The following is a 19,480-nucleotide window of genomic DNA, read 5'->3' on the forward strand; positions in this document are numbered from 1 at the left end:
ATTGGTGCTGTTGCCGCAGGCGTCAGTGGCCGTGTAGATGACCGTGCGCGTACGCACGCAAGTGAGCAGATTGGTCGTTTGCACCAAGGAGCAAGTCACGTGCGGACTGCTGCAATTATCCGTCGCCTGAACCGACACCAGACAGTGGGGAATGCTCGCCGGATCAGGATTGCACCCCATGTTGGTCGTGCCGGTCGGACAGTTCAGGAACACCGGTGGCGTTGTGTCCACCGTCCAGGTGATCGTCTGCGTGCACGTGTTGGTGTTGCCGCAGGCGTCGGTCGCCGTGTAGCTGATCGTGCGCGTGCGTGCGCACCCATTGGTCACCTGGTTCAGGACGCAAGTCACCGTCGGCACACCGCAATTATCGGTCGCCCCAACCGCGAGATCGCAGCCGGGAATGCTCGCCGGATTGCAGCCCAGGTTCGTGCTGGCCGGACAGTTGGTGAACACCGGAGGCGTCGTGTCCACTACTGTAATGATCTGGTCGCACGTCGCCATGTTGTTGCATGCATCGGCCGCCTTCCACGTCCGCGTGATCGTATTGTTGGTCGGGCAATTGCCGGGCGTAGAGGCATCAGTGAAAGTGATCACCACGTTGGTATCGCAGCTGTCAGTCGCGGTCGCCACACCGGTGAAGTTGGTGGTGGTTTGACCACATTCCGCCGTCGTATTCGCCGGACAAATGATCGTGGGCGGGGTCGTGTCCTCTGTCCAACTGATCAGTTGTGTGCACGTGTTGCTGTTGCCACAGGCGTCAGTCACCGTGTAGGTAATCGTGCGTGTGTGCGCACACCCAGTGGTCGAGTCCACCTGGGCGCAGGTGATGACCGGTGTGCTGCAAACATCCTCCGCTTCGACGTTGGTCGAGAGGAGATTGCAGTTGGGTATGCTCGCCGGGTTGCAGCCCAGATTCGTGCTGGCTGGACACCGGGTGAACACCGGCGGTATCGTGTCCGTCGTCCAAGTAATCACCTGCACACAGGTGTTGCTGTTGTTGCAAGCATCCGTGGCCGCGTAAGTGATGGTGCGCGTATGCACGCAGCCATCGCCAGAAACTGCATCGGACTTCAAACAAGTGACGGTCGGCGCACCGCAATTATCCGTGGCGACGACATTGTTGGTGCTGGTATCGCAGTCGGGAATGGCGTTCGTCGGATTACAGCCCAGATTCATGTTCGTCGGACACTTGGTGAACACCGGCGGCGCCGTATCCTCCGTCCAAGTAATGACCGTTGTTTTGGTGGCGGTGTTGCCGCAGCCGCCGGTCGCCGTGTAGGTCAGCGTGCGCGTGTGCACACACCCATTGGTCGCCTCCACACTGGCACAGGTGATGACCGGTATGTCGTTGGTCGGACAATCATCAATCGCAAACACATTGGTCGGGTCCAGGTTGCACACCGGAATGCTCGCCGGGTTGCACCCCAGATTCGTGCTGGCCAGCGGAATCTTCGTGAACACCGGCGGCGTCGTGTCCACCGTCCAGGTGATCACTTGCGTACAATTGGTGCTGTTGCCGCAGGCGTCAGTGGCCGTGTAGATGACCGTGCGCGTACGCACGCAAGTGAGCAGATTGGTCGTTTGCACCAAGGAGCAAGTCACGTGCGGAGTGCTGCAATCATCCGTCGCCTGAACCGACACCAGACAGTGGGGAATGCTCGCTGGATCGGGATTGCACCCCATGTTGGTCGTGCCGGTCGGACAGCTCAGGAACACCGGCGGTGTCGTGTCCACCGTCCAGGTGACCACCTGCGTGCACGTATTAGTGTTGTTGCAGGCGTCCACCGCCGTGTAGGTAATCGTGCGCGTGCGCGAGCAGCCATTGGTCACCTGGTTCAGGACGCAAGTCACGGTCGTGGCGCAATCAGCCGTCGTCCCCACCGCTGGATTGCAGCCGGGAACGCTCGCCGGATTGCAGCCCAGATTCGTGCTGGCCGGGCAATTCGTGAAGACTGGCGGCGCGGTGGCCAACACGGTGATGAACTGGTCACACGTGGCTACATTATTGCATGCATCGGTCGCCTTCCACGTCCGTGTAATGGTCGAATTGGTCGGGCAGGTGCCGGGCGTGGCGGCGTCGCTGAAGGTGATCACCAAGTTGGTCCCGCAATCATCCGTCGCAGTCGCGAGACCGGTAAAGTTGGGCGTGGTCTGACCACATTGGGTCGTGGTATCCGCCGGACAAGTGATCGAGGGCGGGGTCGTGTCCACCGTCCAAGTGATAACCTGCGTGCAGGTGTTGGTATTACCGCAATTATCGGTGGCCTTGTAGGTGATCGTGCGGGTGCGCACACAGCCATTGGTTGCTTGGTTCAGGATGCAAGTCAGCGTCGGCGAGTTGCAAGAATCGGTCGTCGCGACATTGGCAGGACTGAAATCGCAGCCGGGAACGCTCCCCGGATTGCAGCCCAAGTTTGTGCTGGCCGGACAAGTGGTGAACACAGGTGGCGTGATGTCGTTGACTGTGATGGTTTGCGCGCAGATTGCATCAGTAGGACCAGTGTTATCGGTTACGGTGTAGGTGCGGGTGATGGTGAAGCTGTTGGGGCAGTTGCTGGAGGTGATGGCGTCGGTGGAACTGACCGTCAAACTGCCGCCGCAGGTGTTCGTGATGGTCCCACCCTGCGCAGTAAAACTGGTTGAATCGGTGGCGGCTGCGGGCGCGTCCGCTGCGCACTGAACGTTCGTGTTCGGTGGGCAAGTGATGGTAAGGCACGGCGGCGCGCCGGCCAACAGAGGCAGCGTGAAGAAACTCAAGGCAGCCAGCAGCAAGGATTTTTTCGCTCCGGCCCGGCAGGAATCCCACAACAGCGCGGCGCAATCCCGTGAATGGTGGTTGCGAGCGCGGCTGGGGAAGCGATGGGGGTGGGTCGCAGAAGCGTCTTGAATGCCGAGAAGTGATTGGACGACTTTCATAGCGGTAGTGGTGTGGGGTTTTGTGTTCTGGGTATATCCTGTTAAACAAGGGCCGACGGACGGAAAAACTTGAGGACTGGCCGGACGGAGAAAAGCGCTGGTGGTGTGTCCCATTCAGTGCACGGGGCTGCCACTGAGTTGTCCCGGTTGATGTGGGTGCCGGGCTTCATAAAAGGGCATGCATAAAAAGCCAACAAACTCTCGCAAGAAACTTTCGCGCGACGGTTACCCGTGGGGACAAATCAAAGCGCATAGTTTATCTTTCGCGAATCTTTCTGAGCTACGATTTGTTTGTATCGCATGGCCGGGAAAGAGTCAAGCGGTTTTTCAAATTTACTTACCAGGATATTCACCCCATAAACAATTTATGAAACCGGACTTGATCCCAGTCAGCGCTTCCGCCAAAGTCAGGAGTTCGAAGTAACGAAGCTGCATTCCAAGTCGAGGATTGTGAGAGTGCGAAAGCACTCTCCTCACTCTTTCCCTTCCTCCGATAAGAGTAAAGCTGTCCTTGGACCGTGAGCAGGGTAGTCCGGAAAATTCATGCCGAGCGCGAAATCTTTATCAGTTTGTGAGACAGAGCGATGGGCGCGAGTGTTCGACCGAGTTCGAGGCAGTCACCGCACTTGGATGAGGCGAGGGCTTGGTGAACTTGGGTGAGACTAGACAATGCGGAGATGATTCAGTGTTGGAGTTTTTCTTGTGCACGTATCCAATTGCCAGAACGCAAACTGCCGGATGTGGTCTTTGTCCAACAACTGTCGTGGCGATAGGGGATCGTCCTTGCGTTCAAAATTTGAGGCTGGCAGAACACGATCCATGCGCTCCACTTTTTTCGAAACTTGACCCTCACTTGATTGTTGTTACATTGCGACGGTACAGAAACCATGAATCGGGAACGTCCAAAATTTGATGTCAGTGCGCCGGCTGCAAAGCCGGTTGAGCCGCGTGGGAAATTGGCACGCTACCTGGCGATCCTTTTCATCGTCATTGTGCTGGGCGGTGCTTGGGCGTTTGTGAAAAGATCGCGCGAGCCAAATCCAACCGCTGAATCAAGCTCAACGTCCTCGCGAAATGGCTTTCGGCTGAAAAAGCCTTCCGCCTCACCTGCCCCCACTACTGCCAAATCCGATGGTGAAACGCTCACACCGGTTGAAGTCACCTCGCAGCAATCCACCACGACGCAGAACCCCGGCGCTGTCCTGGCGATCCCCAACCGACCCGTTTCGGTTCCTGAACCGGCGACAGCGCGGACGGAGCCAACGCCCGCGACGCGACAGTTGGTAACGAGTCTGACCCAGATCGATCTCAGTCGGGGAGCGATAACGCGGGAACAGGCGGACCAGTGGAAACAAGGCGTGCAACAACTTATTCAGCAGGGAGCGGCCGCAGTGCCGGCCATCCGCGAGTTCCTGGAACGAAATCAGGACTTGAGATTCGACGGAGTCAATGGCGGGGATTTGACGGGTTATCCTTCGTTGCGCGCCGGCCTGTTCGATACATTGCAACAAATCGGGGGACCGGAAGCGTTGGAGCTTTCGCTCCAGACGCTGCGGACGACCGCCGATCCGTTGGAAATTGCATTGCTGGCACGAAATCTGGAACAGCAGTCGCCGGGGCAGTATCGTCAGGATGCCCTCAATGCTGCCCGCGAGACTCTAGCGCTGGCACTTCAAGACAAACCAAACATCCGGGACGTTGCACCGCTGTTTCAACTGTTCCAAACCTACGGTGACGCCAACCTGCTGGCTGAGCTGCAAAACTCGCTGCCGCGGTGGAATTATTATGCGACGATGGCTTTGGCTGGACTTCCCGGGGGTGAGGGGATTCCCACCCTCATTCGCGAAGTGCAAGATCCCGCCGCCGCCAGCTCAACTACACGCAACGTCGCCTTGCAGATGCTGGCCCAAGGTTCTGCGCAATATCCCGAAGCGGGCGCTGCATTGGTCGCGCAGGCCCGTTTGAATCAGATCTCGGACTACGCCTGGCGACAGATTGCCTGGATCCTGGGAGGCGATCAGTATCAATTTGGAAGCCAGCTTTTTGATAACAAATTACCCCCGCCAACCGGTCCAGGTGTGCGGACTTATCATATTGAAGCTGGAAACCAGAATTTCTACACGACGCCCGCGGGTGCGAATCTGTCCGCCGATCAAATCAATCAACGGCGGGCACTCATCGACCAACTGCTGGGCGTGACTTCAAATCCCACGGCGGTGCAAGGTCTCCAAAGCGCGCGTGCTTTGTTGTCCGGCGGCCAGGCGCAAAATTAGATGGCTGCCCCGCCGAACCAACCCTGGTTTTTAGCAAGTTCCCGTGGAATCCGCGTCCCCTTTCGAAGTCAATTCCAACACTCGAGATTCGAAACCCGAAATTCCAATCGCCGCTGGCGGGCACAGCAGGCAACCTCGATTGTGGGACGGGCGTGGCGCTCCGAACCTCGAAGGATGCAGGCGTTTCGGATTTCGGATTTCCCTCAGACCAGCATTGGTGACAGCGAAAGAATCGCAGCCCATTGTGCGATGAACGTTCGACCACCCAACAAGAAATTGTAAGCAATTCCATCTGCGGAATTGTCCGCCTGCGGGAAAAACACCCCCGGTGGAAGTTTGTGGGGATTTTCCTGCCGTCTCCTGCATCTGAAGCAGAAGACCTTTGAATGGTTTGACTCCGGTCAAATCATTGAAGCACCCGGAGATAATTTTGTGCATTTTTCAAAATAAATGATTGACCTCGGCAGTATGTTCTGTTTTATTTACGACCAGCCCAATCAAAGTAATATGAAAACGACTGCTCCCTCCCACTTGTCATCTCCAAATCAACACCTGTTACTGGAACGTGTTTTGAATTCCAACTTGACACTGGAATAATTCGGCAGTAAACTTTTTTTGAAATCACCAACAGGTGCCCAGACCAATCAATTAGTAAAAATCGACTCCCAAACCCCAAACTCAGGACCCTAAGATGAAAGCTTATTCTCACCTCAATACTTCGCTCCGCACTTCGTGTTTTGTCGCAGCGTTCACGCTGCTTTGTTGCCTGTCTTTGTCCGCCTACGTTGTGGATAATTTTAACGACAACTCCAAAACCGGTTGGACCGACACGCTCAACGGGGGCAGTGTAACTGAAGCTTCCGCTCAGTTCACCATCACGACCGCCACCGCTGGCGGAGACTTGACCTTCAGCACGAAAACTGCCTCCAACTACACCCATTTTGCTACTAATACTCTTGAACTTCGGGTGGATCTCATCGACGCAACGTCGCCGACATCATTGGCGGACACAAACACGCTCGCGGTCCTGGCTTGGGTGCCCGGCGGCGGATCTGTTCTGACCAACGGTTATAGTGTTGCCGTAGGCAGAAATGACTTTCAGATTCGGAAGGATGGAACAGTCCTTGTCTCGCTAGACCCGTCCTTGATAAACACAAACTGGAGAAGCACAAACATCACCATGGTTCTCCGCCTGACTACTAACGGCGCGGGTGGCGTAACCATCAACGCCCGCGTTTACAAACGGCTCAACACGCCGCTCGACAACGCCGCAGGAAATTACTTCACTGAGTTGTTTGAGCAGACGGCCACTGACGCGTCTGGCAGCTACCTTGGGACCGCGGGGAACGCTGCGCTCGGAGTCAAGAATCGCGTCTCGCCCACTGGTTCATCAGTTAACTTTGATAACCTCCAGGAGTTTGACATCGAAAACAAAATTATTGACGAATTCAATGGCACTCAGACTGACCTCATCAACACCTGGTTCATTCTTCTGAAACGTCCTGATTTAGGCGATACAGTAACCGAGTCCGGCGGTAAGGTCGATATGGTGTCTTATTATGATAACTTTCCAGGGGGATATTCCGGGTGCTTTTACCAAGGGAGGACCTTCCAAATTGTTGATGGGGGCCGGCTGGAATTCACCGCGGATCTCGTGAGTGACGACTTAAGTCCGGCCACTTTTCCAGTGCTCGGTTTTATTCCGGGTGGGGCTGCCGGGGCCGCATCCATAAGAGAGTATTTCGTAGCCCCAAACGTCGGTGCCATCTATATGGGGAAGCAGTATGGCACTTTTACTGGGGCTCAGTTGGCTAGAGCTGGATATGGGCAGGGCGACCCGATAGGCACTATCGGTACAACCCCTGTTCGCTTGACTGTAATTATGACCGGGGAGGGTGCCAACTGCCGATTTGAAAACCGGTTGGAGGATCTTACGGTGGATGTGAACTCCACGAACCGCCTAATTTGGGAGCACCGCTTTGTGGACACGCCCGCCAAGGACCCTGGGGCATCGGAGAATAGCGGCAACCAACTCCCATACATGAATATTGATGGCAACCTTGGTATTACCGTCTTCAATGCGGGCGCGCCGAGCGTAATGGCCACTTTTGACCATGCCACCGCCAGCTTTACGATTCAGCCGAATGCCGCGCCGCAACTCCTCAATGTCCTTCCGCCAAGCGGCATCACTGGTGAGCCGAAGTTCCTGCCCGCCAATACTGTTATTTCATTCGATGCGAAGGACGAGGCGAACATACCACTCCCCAACATGGTAGTGACTCTGAATGGGGTCGTCTATACGAACGGTCACCCCAACGTCATCGTCACGCCAACCAGCGTCTTCTCCGCAACCCGGCACTTTGTTCTAACCAACGCCCTCAGCCCGAACGTGGACTATGACGGCACCATTCTAATCACCGACCCGTTAGGGGCCACAAATTTCACCAAGCTGGCCTTCGATACCTTCTTGACGAACGTCCTGCAGGTTGAGATGGAAGAATACAACTTCACTACGAACTACGATGGTTTCGGCGCCCCCATCGCTCCTGGCGGTGCGTTCTTCGACAATCCGGCGTTGATTGCCGAGGGTTCGACGGACCCTAGTTTCGCCTACAATGGGTTGCCAGGTCTGCCCGAAATCGACTTCCACAATAATAATGGTCCCCATATAGGCTACGATGCGGACCATAGCTTCCGCACGGATGATGCGGTGCGGACCTCGAGTAGTGCCGACGCACGACGCGCCTATTTGGTCAACGCCGGCCCGGCGGGAACGCCCGGTGGATACAACGAAGAAGAACTCTCTGGTATACATGACGGCAATTGGCAGAACTATACCAAGACCTTCACCGCAGGTTATTACAATGTGTTTATGAGGGAATCGGTATTCGTGTTGCCGGTATCGCAAGTCACCTTGGAACGGGTGACCAGTGATCCGCACACGAACAACCAGACGGCCGTCACCTTGGGAACTTTCCTCGGCCCGCAATCTGGAGCCGGATTCTTTCGGAACGTGCCGCTTACGGATGGGGGTGGCAACCCCATTGTCGTCCACCTCGCCGGTGGCGTGGAGACCTTGCGGGTGACCGAGCGCATCACCGGAAATGACTCTGACGCAAATGGCAGATTATCTCTGAATTACATGGCGTTTGTGCCGACGGCCAACCCCGGCACGCAGAGGCCGATTGTGTCCTCTTTTTCGCCGCCGAACGGTTCCGTGGTGGCCAATTACTCGCTGCCGACGTTTGCCACGATCCTCAACCGGGATACCTCGGTAGACACCAACACGATTGTGCTAAAGATGAACGGGACGCCGAAGCCGATCACCATCACTGACAATGGAAGCGGAGCCAATGTGACGTGGTCTTTGACTGATACGCCTGGCGCCGCGGTCATCACCAACACTCTGACCTTCTCGGATGGCACTGTCAGTCAGACCAACACTTGGACGTACAGTTACGCCTTCCTGCGGGCCAGCAATAGCCTGCCTTTTACTGCCGGGACTACCAGAGGGTTTAACTATCGCATGGTGCAAATTGATGCGCCGACCGCAAGGGACAATTCATTGCTCGTGGCGGAAGCCATGTTGAGCATACCTCCAACGATCGTTCCAGACCCGGCCACGTCGGTTGACCCCAGCAACCGGCTCTGGTCAACCATTGCGCAGGGCATCAACTGGATTGATAACAATGCGACGATACCTTTCCCAGGACTGGATGGGGTAGCCACCAATTACACGGGATCTGTGAACGACATCGCAGATTATTCCAACATCGCCGTGGAACTCCTCGGCTATATGCAACTGAAAGCGGGCGGGCATCGCTTCCGCATCGCCAGTGATGATTCGATGCAGTTACGTTCGGGCGCCACGCCCGCAGACCCCAACGCCACCCAACTGGCTTCCAAAGACGGCACGTATTATACCCTTGTGGACTTCAACGTGGAAGCGGATGGTTTGTATCCAACTCGCTGCATCTGGGAGGAGGAGGGCGGCTACGCCGAACTCCACATCTATTCGGTCAATCCGGACACGGGTGCCGAACGGGTCCTTAATGACCCAGGCGGCAACCAATCCGATCCCTTCCTCGTGAAGGCGTTTTACCAGGTCGTCACGATAAGCCTGCTGTCGTCACCAACCGTCAACGCACCAATCGGGACGTGGACAGTGGAGTCGGGAGCAGCTATCGATACGAACGCCAAGACCATAACCGTGGCGCGCTCGGGTTCAGCCAGGTTCTACAGGATCAACACACCCCCTGCGTCAACCCCGAAAACCATCGTCAGTGCCGTCTTGTCGGGACCGAACATCGTGCTGACTTACTCTCCGTAAGCCGGTAAGTAACACTCTCCACACAACGGCTGGTCGCTCGCGACCAGCCGTTTTTTCTTGTACGGAGAGCGCATCTGGCGCACGTAGCCCTTCCGACGCTTCACGGGCTCCAATGAAGGCTTGGGATGGTTCATCTCTGACGGAACTCAGGCGGGCCTTGGATACTGACGAAGTTTGGGTTTTGGTTGAGGGGAGCGTCCCCGCAAGCCGGTCTTGAGTTGTCTCCGAAACCCTGTCGATTTCAACAAGAAGGTTGACCTGAGGGCCGTTTTCATTTCCCATGATACGCGCAAATGAAAGCCGACCACAGGATCTTTCTCTTAGTTTTCGCATTTGCGGCGGATCTCTGTCAGGGAGCATCGGGTGAGGGCGTGAAGGTAACTGTCTCCGACCGATACGCGGCTCGCAAAGCAGGCGCGGTGACGTTCAACAAAGATGTCGCCCCGATCCTTTTCCAACGTTGCGCAATTTGTCATAGTCCGGGTCAGGCCGCGCCCTTCAACTTGCTCGGTTATGCCGATGTCAAAAAGCGATCCAAACAAATCGCCGAGGTCGTACAGAAACGGTACATGCCACCGTGGTTGCCGGAAAGGGGATCCGTGGAATTTGTCAATGACCTGAGCCTGACAGACGACCAGATCCGCCTCATCGGCCAATGGGAGGCGCAAGGCGCTCCGGAGGGGGCGGCATCAGATTTGCCGCCGCTGCCCAAGTTGGCCGAAGGCTGGCAACTGGGCACGCCCGACCTGGTGGTGAAGGTGCCGCAACCCTATACGTTGGCGGCGGAAGGCAAGGATGTTTTTCATAACCTGGTGGTCCCGATTCCCGTCTCGGAGCGAAAATATATCAAGGGGGTCGAGTTTCAGCCCGGCAACCGAAAGGTCGTCCACCATGTGTTGATCAAGGTGGATTCCACACCCGTCTGTCGCCTGCGCGCCGCGAAACAAATTCCTCCCGGGTTCGATGGAATGTTAGTTCCCGAAACCGCCCAGATGCCCGACGGTTATTTCCTGAGCTGGGCACCCGGTAAGGTCCCACAACCGTCGCTGCCGGGTATGGCGTGGACTTTGCAACCGGGGACGGACCTGGCACTGCAGATGCACCTTCGCCCCAGTGGGAAAGCCGAACTGGTGCAGCCATCGGTTGCGTTTTACTTCACCGAGGACCCGCCGACCAATTCGCCGCTGCTGATGAATCTCGAGGCGCTGTGCATCGACATTCCTGCTGGGACGAAAGATTACACTGTTGAAGATCATTACACTTTGCCTGTCGATGTGACTCTGCTGGGGATCGGCGCGCATGCGCACTATCTCGGGAAGCGAGTGGAAGGGTACGCCCGGTTGCCCGATGGCAGCAAAAAGGAGCTGCTCTTGATCAAAGACTGGGATTTTAACTGGCAGAGCGATTTTCGCTATGCCAAGCCGATCGCTTTGCCCAAAGGAGCCACGCTGACGATGCACTGGGTCTATGATAATTCTGTGGAGAACGTCCGCAATCCCAATCAACCGCCCAAGCGCGTCCGACGCGGCCCACAAACGACGGATGAGATGAGTCAACTCTGGATTCAGTTCCTGCTTCGCAATTCAACGGAACGACGATTGTTCCAGCGCGATTACAACGAGCATGTTGCCAGGGTTTTTCTCGATTGCAATGAATCGCTCGTGGCAGAAAACCCGAATGACGCTAAAGCGCACACGATGGCGGGCCGAGCGAATCTTTATTTCGGCGAGGTCAGCAAGGCCTTGGAGCATTTTCTGGCGGCGGTAAAGGCCGACCCGAAATACGACCGCGCCTACTACGAACTGGGCTCCATTTATCTGCGCCAGAAGCGACTGGCGGAGGCTCGGGCAGCCTTTGAAAACGTCACCCGGTCCAACCCGGACGATTATGAAGCCGAAGGAAGTTTAGGAATCATTTCTTTACGGCAGGGGGATCTGGAGCAAGCGGAAGCCCATTTCAAAGCCGCGTTGCGGATTAACCCGGATGATAAACTTGCCAGTAATTATCTTAGCCGGGTGCTGGACGCGAAGACGAGGTTGAAGAATTAAATTCCTGGTAAACGAAAGGGCGACGCCGAAAACCACACACCGGAGGCGTGTGTGCCCCGGAACGCGTCCTCGCATCCAATTCTGATTTCGGAATGCGGGTTAAAACTGCTGCCTGGGTTACTGACCCGACTGGGGCAGAAGACCCATGGCTAATTGCTCTGCTTCAAACTCGATTTGGCTTGCAACACCCGATCAAGATTTTTACGGGCGATCTTATCATCCGGATTGATGAGCAACGCGGCTCTGATATGGGATTCCGCCTGGCCCAGATCGCCATTCCGTAAATAGATGTATCCGAGGCTGCCCTCGGCCTCGTAATCGTCCGCGTTGAGCCGGATAACATTCTCAAACGCCAGCCGGGCTTCGGCCAATCTGTTCTGGCGCAAATAAATGGATCCAAGTTCGTAGTAGGCCTTGTCGTAATTGGGGTCGGCCTTGATCGCACTTTGCAAATGGTTCAAAGCCTCCGCCACCTGGCCAAAATAAAACCTGGCTCTTCCAACCTTCGTGTGTGCTTCGGCATTGTTCGGATTTTCCTTAAGGAGGGATTCGTTGTAATCGATGGTGAGTCTTCCCAAATGTCCGTAAAAATCGCGTTCAAAAAGGTTGCGATCGGATGCGTTGCGTGGCAGAACCTGAAACCAAAGTTCACCCATTTCATCGGTGGTTTGCGGGCCATATTTGACGCGCTTGGGAGGATGGTTCGGGTTGTGCTCGTTTTCAGCAGAGTTGTCGTACGTCCAACGCATTACCAGGGTCGTGCCCTTGGGCAAAAAAACGGCTTTGGCGAAGAGATAGTGGCCCTGCCAGTTAAAATCCCAATCCTTGATCAGAATAAGGTCCTTTCTCGTTCCTTCAGGCAACTGGGCGTAGCCTTCCACTCTCTTACCCAGGTAATGCGCATGGGGACCGATTCCAATCAGGTTCACATCGACCGGCAGAGTATATTTGTCCTCTACGGCATAATCTTTTGCCCCGGCGGGGATATCGATGCGCAATGCGTTTAGATTGAGACGAATGGCCGAATTCGTGGGCGGCTGCCGGGTAAAGTAAAACGCAATGGTCGGCTGAACCACCTCGGGCTTTCCGCTTGGGTGCAGGTGCAATTGAAGGACGACGTCGGTATTGGTTTCCAACGTCCAGGCCAGACCTTCCGGCGCCATTTGCGGCACCTTGCCGGGCTGCCAGCCCAAAAACTGGCCGTCGGGCATTCTGGCCGTTTCGGGAAGTTGCATCCCGTCAAATCCCGGCGGATTCTCCTTGGCGGCGCGGATCCGGGAGAGTCGTGTTGAATCCACGGTGACGAAGGCGTGATGCACAACTTTCCAATTGCCCGGAAGGAATTCAACGCCTTTCACATATTTCCGCTCCGAAATAGGAATTGGAATCACAACATTGCGATAAACATCCTTGCCTTCCGCCGCCAGCGTGTAAGGTTGCGGCAGTTTCACCACCAAATCGGGCGTGCCCAGTTGCCAGCCATCAATCCATTTAGGCACCGTCGGCAAGTCCGCACCGGCGCCTTCTACAGCTCCTTCCGCCACCCATTGCCAGATCACACCGATCTGATCTAAGCTCAGGCTTCGGTCATGGGCCAATTCAACGAGTCCTCGTTCTGGCAGCCAGGGCGGCATATAACGCTTCTCCACCACTTCTGCGACCTGTTTGGATCGCTTCTTGACATCGGCGTACGTCAGCAAGTTGAACGGCGCGGCTTGGCCCGGGTGATGGCAACTGGCGCAATGCCGGAACACGATGGGCGCAACGTCTTTGTTGAACGTCAACGTGCCTGGCTTGCGCACAGCGTCGTTCGCCTGCGCTTCTGAACCAAGTTCGATGGCGAGGATGAAGGCCAGGAGAAAGTTGGCATGACGGACTTTCATTCGCAGGTATCATGGGAAATTAAAATTGGTCCCGGGTCAATCTTCTTGTGGAAAGCTAATGACCAGTTTCGAATACAGCCGGCACGACGACTTTTCGCTCTCAGCGTCCAAGCGCACCGGGTGACGAATTATCCATCGAGACACTTCGACAATCCTTTCGCGACCTGCTTTAATGACGGCATGAAAAACAATTGGGCCATCAGCTTGAATTTCATCTTGTGCGGATCGCTACACGCCAGCGACGCTGGCAAAGATTGGGGCGTCGAACACGAATCGCACCTCGACCCCGTCACCAATGTCCGCGTCTGGGAGATGGCCAAAGGCCCGGCGGCCAGCGACAACCTCTACTATCACTTCTCCAACTTCACCGCTGACAACCGTTACTTGATTTTCGCTTCCGAACGGACGGGAACAAGCCAGCTCTTTCGCGCTGAGATCGAAACGGGTCGCATCATTCAGCTCACCGACGGCCCCTCCGTCGGTGCCCGCACCGCCTGTCCGGATCATACGAATGCCCGACGTTTGTATTACTTGGTCGGACCAGTAGTCATCGCTTTGGACATCCTTGATTTCAAAGAGCGCAAGGTGGGAGAGATTCCCAAACCTCACGTCGGTCGATTTCAGCAACCCACGTTGAGCGGTGATGGCAAAATGATGGCCCTCACCAAGCAACGAGACGCAGCCAATTGGGAGATCGGCCTCCTGAATACAGAAACCGGCGACTACCGCACCATCATCACCCAAGGGTTTCGCATCGGCCACGTGCAACACAGCCCGACTGATCCTCTCATCTTTTATGTTTGGGAAACCGGCGGCTACGCACCGCAACGTTCCTGGATTGTCAACGAAGACGGCACCGGCAACCGTCCCTTTTACGCCCGCACTGATCCCAAGACCTGGTTCACGCCGCTGAAGGAATGGCTCACGCATGAAGCCTGGGTGAAGGACACCGGCGACATGACCATGATCAACGACAGGGTGGGCGTCATGCTCGTCAAGAAGGATGGCACGGCGCGCATGATTCGCGAAGGCCATTACTGGCACGCAGCCGCCCGGCCCGATGGAAAATTTCTGGTGCTCGACGACAACCAAGGTCGTCTCTGGTTGATGGAAACCGCCACTGGCAACACCCGCCTCCTCGCCACCGGTATCTATGACACCGTCCGCACAGTTCACGCCCACGCCTCCTTCGACCGGCTCGGACGCTACGTGCAATTTCACACCGGACGCACCCACGAAACCATCGCCCTCATCGACCTGAACGAACTGCCTCCGCTCAAGTGGACGAAATAAATGAACAAGCTTTGGAGCAGAAATTGTAGCCGCCGACGTGAGGAGGCGGACATTTATTCCAGAAACTCGAGTTTATTCCGCTTCCTCACGTCAGCGGCTACCGTTCATGGACTTCAAACGTTTTTCAAACTGCTGTTGTTGGCTGCAGCCATTACTCCCCTCATTGGCCGCGCGATGGAAATCCAGTGGACGCGCATGGCTGGACAATGGCCCGTGGAATCGTCGCCGCTCGTTGGCGAAATCAGCCAGCCTGGCAAAACTGAAATCCTCGTTCTCAATCGTGGTGGGCAACTTATGCTCTGGTCACCGGACGGCAAAGACATCGGCTCAGGTCAGGATGGTCTTGTCGCACAGTTACCACAAGGTCGCTGGACCACCGCCCCGACCCTCGTTGACGGACCGACGGGCGCGCGACTGATAATCGCGAGCGTGGAAGGTTTGATCGTCGGACTGGATAAGAAGTTTCAAATACTCTGGCAACACAAACTGGCTGGCAAAACCGGCTGGGGCCGGGTGGTACCCGCGCGTTTGCAAACCAGTTCGGGGCTGGCCTACGCCTTCGGTGACGGGACGGGCACCGTGACGTGTCTCACGCCGACGGGCGTCGTTGCTTGGACGAACGCGCTCGGCGCGGGACCAATAGAAGCGCCGCTGCGGAGCTTCGTTCGCGGTCAAAGTGAAGAACACCTCCTCATCGCCGCCGGCTCGACGGTGCTCTGCCTCGACAGCCTCGGCCACGTGCGTTGGCGATGCGATCTCGGAAAGGAAATCATGACACCACCGGAGGTTCTCTCCTTGCCCAACCGGAAAATGATCTTGTGCGGAAACGCAGCCGGATCGCTGTTCGGCATCAGCCCCGAAGGACAAATACTTTGGGAATGTGCCACAGGGGACATCTTCAATAACAGTATCGCATTTCTGCCGCGCGCCAATGCCGCGCCGTTGATTCTTTGCCCTGGATTGTGGGGCAACCTGCACGCCATTGATGTTGAAGGTCGCCACGTCTGGACCCACCTGTTCCGGGCCAAGACCCGTGCAACGCCCTTGGTAGTGGATGCCCTTGGCGACGGTCATCCGAAAATTTTCCTTCCTACCTTTCACCAACACGTCTATGCGTTCGACGAGAAGGGCGGCCTGGCCGACGATCTTCGCCTCTCTGGCATCATGCCTTCAGCCCTCACCCCGATCCTTGATCCCGCCACCGGGCGGACGGATCTGCTGGTAACAACCACCACGTTGCTCGCCTATCGTCTGCGACCCGGCGAGCCAAAATCGCCTTATGGAAAAACCGGCGTCCCGCAACAAGTGAGTTTGCAACCTCCGTCAGCCGGAGAGGTGCGCGAAGCTTCCGCGCTCCAGGTGCGCAACCCGCACGGCGCGCTCATCAACGTCAAGTTGTCGATGACGGACACGAATGACTGGACACGCATCGTAAGCAGTCTGGCCGCGCGATCAGCGTTTGAAATCGCTCTGCCCAGCCTGGTTCGCACAGGCGCATGGTCACTGCGTGCCACAGCGCAGGACGCTGCCGGACATCTGTTGGACGATAAGTCGTGGAAACTTCCGCTATCTTCTTCTATCGAACCGAAGCCCGCGCTCCCGGGATTACTCCGCGCCTGGTCCACACCGCCGTTTGGCTCGTTTGAAGAAACGAGGCTTGCACCGTTCGACAACGAGACCGAACCGGGCCGCGAACAGGAAGTCACTCTACAAAACCTGTATCAGGACGAAGCTGAGCAAGGAGCTTTCATCATCGCTTCGACGCGGGACGACGCCGTCCGATGCAGGGTCACACTCACCAATTTGGTGCGCAAAGACGGCGCAATTTTTGCCGGAGCGAATGTCTTGCGCCAGGTGATTGCCACCGGTTCGGTGAATGGCGAGCGTGTACCGGACGCATTGCCGAAGTTGGGTGATGCCGGTCTGGTGACGATTCCGCCCCGTCGCTCCGTGAAAATCTGGGTGAGCGCGGATAGCCGCGGCTCGGCGCCGGGAAACTACAAGGGACGCATCACCATCTCCCCGTTGAATAATGAGGCAGAGAAATTCGAACTGCCGCTGGCCATCGAAGTTCTGAACCTGCGTCTGCCCCAGGAGCCTCCGCTGACCTTGTGCACTTGGGACTACGTTCCGAACCGCTGGTTTCCCACGCGCTCCAAAGAGGTGCTCGACGACATGTCGGGGCACGGCGTGAACGTGTTTCCCCGTTCGACGATCCCGGCCGCCCGCGTGGATACCGCAGGCCATCTGACGATCGACTGGTCAACCCTCGATGCAGAACTGGAGCGATTGCACGGACGCGGAAAGATTTTGTTTCATTTGAATCATCCGCCCATCGAATTCGCCGGAAAGAAAACCGACGAAGAGAAACGGCCCGTCGAACTCGCCTACATCCACGCGTTGCGCGATCATCTGCGCGAGCGCGGCTGGGGTTACGTGGATTACGCCTTCTACCTGCTCGATGAACCGGGTCTCGATTACGGCCCGAACGTCGCGATACTGATTGACGCGGGCCAACTCTTCCGCGAAGCCGACCCGAAACTACGCACCTACACCGATCCCGTACCCGGGTTGTCCTGGAAGGATTTTGAGCGCATCGAACCGCTGGTTGATGTCTGGGCGCCGAATATGCGTTTGGTTTCCGGTTTGCTCTCCGGCGATCCGCGCATCAAACGCATCATGAATGCGAAGACCGTCTGGTCGTACGAATGCGTCTCACAGGTCAAGTCCCTCTCGCCGCTGCGTTACAATCGCGCCAACGCGTGGCGGGCGAAATTCTTCGGCCTGAGCGGAATCGGTTTCTGGACGCACAGCACCACGGAAGTGGACCATTGGTTCGCAGGCAAAACCGTCAACGACGAGTACGCGCTGGTTTATCCCGGGGAACTCCCAGTGCCGAGCGTGCGTTGGGAAGCCGTTCGCGACGGGCTGGAAGACGTGGCCGCCATTACCTTGCTTGAACACGCAATCGAGCAACACCGCAAAGCGGGAACAAATCACGAACAGGTGAAGCAGGCCGAGGAAGAACTGCGAATTGCGTTGCGCGACATCATGGAACTCTCAGACGAAGCCTTTGTGGAAAGCCGTGATTACCTGCGCGCGGGTGATCGCGTTCTTGGCCACACGTGGACCGACCTCGAAACCTTACGCCGTCATCGCTCTGAAATCGCCCGGCTGACGCTGGCGCTGACTAAACCAGAATCTCCTTGATCACCTCTCCGTGAACGTCTGTAAGCCGGCGGTCGCTGCCGTTGTGGCGGAACGTCAGTTTCTCGTGATTGATGCCGAGCAGATGGAGGATGGTCGCGTGGAGATCATAGCAATAAGTCTGGTTCGAGGCCGCTTTCCATGACCATTCGTCGCTCTCGCCGTAGGCTACGCCGCCTTTGATGCCCGCGCCAGCCAGCCACGTGACAAACGTGCCACCGTTGTGATCGCGGCCCGTGCTGCTTTGCGCGAAAGGCATTCGGCCGAACTCAGTCGTCCAGATGACGAGCGTGTCCTCGAACATTCCCCGGGCCTTCAGGTCTTTCACGAGACCGGCGACCGGTTTGTCGGTTGCGTTTGCCATTACCGGCAGCTCTTTTTCCACGTTGCCGTGATTGTCCCAATTGCCGGTTGCGCCGCCCGCGCCGCTCCAGACCTGCACAAAACGCACGCCGCGCTCCAGCATCCGCCGCGCAGTCAGGCAACTCCGCCCGAAATCCCCGCTCGCTTTTTCATCCATGCCGTAAAGTTTCTTTGTCGCTTCGGTTTCACCGGAGAGGTCGAGCACTTCCGGCGCGCTGACCTGCATTTTTGCGGCGAGTTCGTAGGAGGCGAGGCGCGCATCGAGCCGGGAATCGCCCGGCCACTTGGCCAGATGTTCGCGATTGAGTTTCTTGAACAGCGCCAAACCGTCGGTTTCACTTTCCTTGGTGATGAATTTCGCGGACGGCGGCGGAAACAAGTCAGCGATAGGCGTCGGCGCATTCGGTTTGATGATGGTTCCCTGGTGGGCCACAGGCAGGAAGCCCGACGAAAAGTTGCCCATGTTGTTGTAAGGCAAACCGCGCGGATCAGGCAGCACGACGAAGGTCGGCAGGTTGTCGCTCAAGCTGCCCAGCCCATAGGAAATCCACGCGCCCATGCAGGGAAAACCGGGCGTGACAAAGCCGGTGTTCTGCATGTAACTGGCCGGGCCGTGCACGTTGGTCTTGGAAGCCATCGCCATGAGAAACGCGAGGTCATCGACGCACGTGGCGATGTGCGGAAAAACATTGCTCACCCAGCGGCCGCACTGGCCGTGCTGTTTCCAATCCCACGGAGGTTTCATCAGATTGCCGACGGTGCCGGTCGTGGATTCGACGCGCTCGCCGGGGTCGAACTTTTCGCCGCTGCGTTTGATGAGTTCGGGTTTGTAATCAAACGTGTCGCACTGGCTGGCACCGCCGTTCATGAAGAGTTGCACGATGCGCTTGACCTTGGCGCGATGATGCAGGCCGCCGTTGAGGTCACCATGTGGTTTGAGCGGCAATGTGTCCGCCAGCAACCCGCTCTGGCTGAGCAAATGGGTGAAGGCTATGCCGCCGAGTCCGCCGCCCAATCGCCAGAGAAATTCGCGGCGTGGTAAAGATTGTAGCCGCCGAGGTGAGGAGGCGGGCCCAGGTGTGGGTTGAGAATCCGCCTCCTCACGTCGGCGGCTACGCGGCGGTTCATCGGTGAGATGATGATTTGAAGGATTTGTTTGCATGGGAT

The 19,480-nt window shown here is 56.8% G+C and carries 8 protein-coding genes; 5 read left to right on the forward strand and 3 right to left on the reverse strand.

Annotated features, from left to right (window positions below):
* Positions 1 to 2,916: hypothetical protein (locus HY298_21025; GenBank protein MBI3852745.1), on the reverse strand; the 2,916-nt coding region annotated here is incomplete at its 3' end.
* Positions 2,917 to 3,803: 887 nt separating this feature from the next.
* On the opposite strand from HY298_21025, the gene HY298_21030 reads away from it, so the two are divergent.
* The 3 genes from HY298_21030 (at position 3,804) to HY298_21040 (ending at position 11,567) form a co-directional block, all read left to right on the forward strand.
* Entirely contained in the window at positions 3,804 to 5,189 is a 1,386-nt protein-coding gene (locus tag HY298_21030; GenBank protein MBI3852746.1) for a hypothetical protein, read from the forward strand.
* Between the two features lie 691 nt (positions 5,190 to 5,880).
* Positions 5,881 to 9,519, forward strand: coding sequence for a hypothetical protein (locus HY298_21035; GenBank protein ID MBI3852747.1), 3,639 nt, complete (start codon positions 5,881 to 5,883; stop codon positions 9,517 to 9,519).
* A 371-nt stretch (positions 9,520 to 9,890) separates the two neighbouring features.
* Positions 9,891 to 11,567 (forward strand): tetratricopeptide repeat protein, encoded by a 1,677-nt coding sequence (locus HY298_21040; protein MBI3852748.1) that lies wholly within the window; start codon positions 9,891 to 9,893, stop codon positions 11,565 to 11,567.
* A gap of 149 nt (positions 11,568 to 11,716) precedes the next feature.
* Here the strand turns inward: HY298_21040 and HY298_21045 are convergent, their stop codons facing one another.
* Positions 11,717 to 13,450, reverse strand: a complete 1,734-nt coding sequence (locus HY298_21045; protein MBI3852749.1) for a tetratricopeptide repeat protein — start codon at positions 13,448 to 13,450, stop codon at positions 11,717 to 11,719.
* Between the two features lie 180 nt (positions 13,451 to 13,630).
* On the opposite strand from HY298_21045, the gene HY298_21050 reads away from it, so the two are divergent.
* A complete protein-coding gene (locus tag HY298_21050; protein ID MBI3852750.1) occupies positions 13,631 to 14,743 on the forward strand; it encodes a PD40 domain-containing protein in 1,113 nt (370 codons plus the stop codon).
* Between the two features lie 138 nt (positions 14,744 to 14,881).
* Positions 14,882 to 17,953: a DUF4091 domain-containing protein gene (locus HY298_21055; protein ID MBI3852751.1), complete on the forward strand. Its 3,072-nt coding sequence runs from the start codon at positions 14,882 to 14,884 to the stop codon at positions 17,951 to 17,953.
* Here the strand turns inward: HY298_21055 and HY298_21060 are convergent.
* On the reverse strand, positions 17,934 to 19,475 hold the full coding sequence (locus HY298_21060; GenBank protein MBI3852752.1) for a DUF1501 domain-containing protein: 1,542 nt from the start codon (positions 19,473 to 19,475) through the stop codon (positions 17,934 to 17,936). The two genes, HY298_21055 and HY298_21060, sit on opposite strands and share 20 nt — an antisense overlap.
* Positions 19,476 to 19,480 lie beyond the last annotated feature (5 nt).

It is taken from the genome of Verrucomicrobiota bacterium, assembly GCA_016200005.1.
In the GTDB taxonomy this organism is placed as follows: domain Bacteria; phylum Verrucomicrobiota; class Verrucomicrobiia; order Limisphaerales; family PALSA-1396; genus PALSA-1396.

Excerpts from the sequence above, each read along its gene's own strand:
- HY298_21030 (MBI3852746.1), top strand. The coding sequence starts at position 3,804 with ATGAATCGGGAACGTCCAAAATTTGATGTCAGTGCGCCGGCTGCAAAG.
- HY298_21035 (MBI3852747.1), top strand. The coding sequence starts at position 5,881 with ATGAAAGCTTATTCTCACCTCAATACTTCGCTCCGCACTTCGTGTTTT.
- HY298_21045 (MBI3852749.1), bottom strand. The coding sequence starts at position 13,450 with ATGAAAGTCCGTCATGCCAACTTTCTCCTGGCCTTCATCCTCGCCATC.
- HY298_21050 (MBI3852750.1), top strand. The coding sequence starts at position 13,631 with ATGAAAAACAATTGGGCCATCAGCTTGAATTTCATCTTGTGCGGATCG.
- HY298_21060 (MBI3852752.1), bottom strand. The coding sequence starts at position 19,475 with ATGCAAACAAATCCTTCAAATCATCATCTCACCGATGAACCGCCGCGT.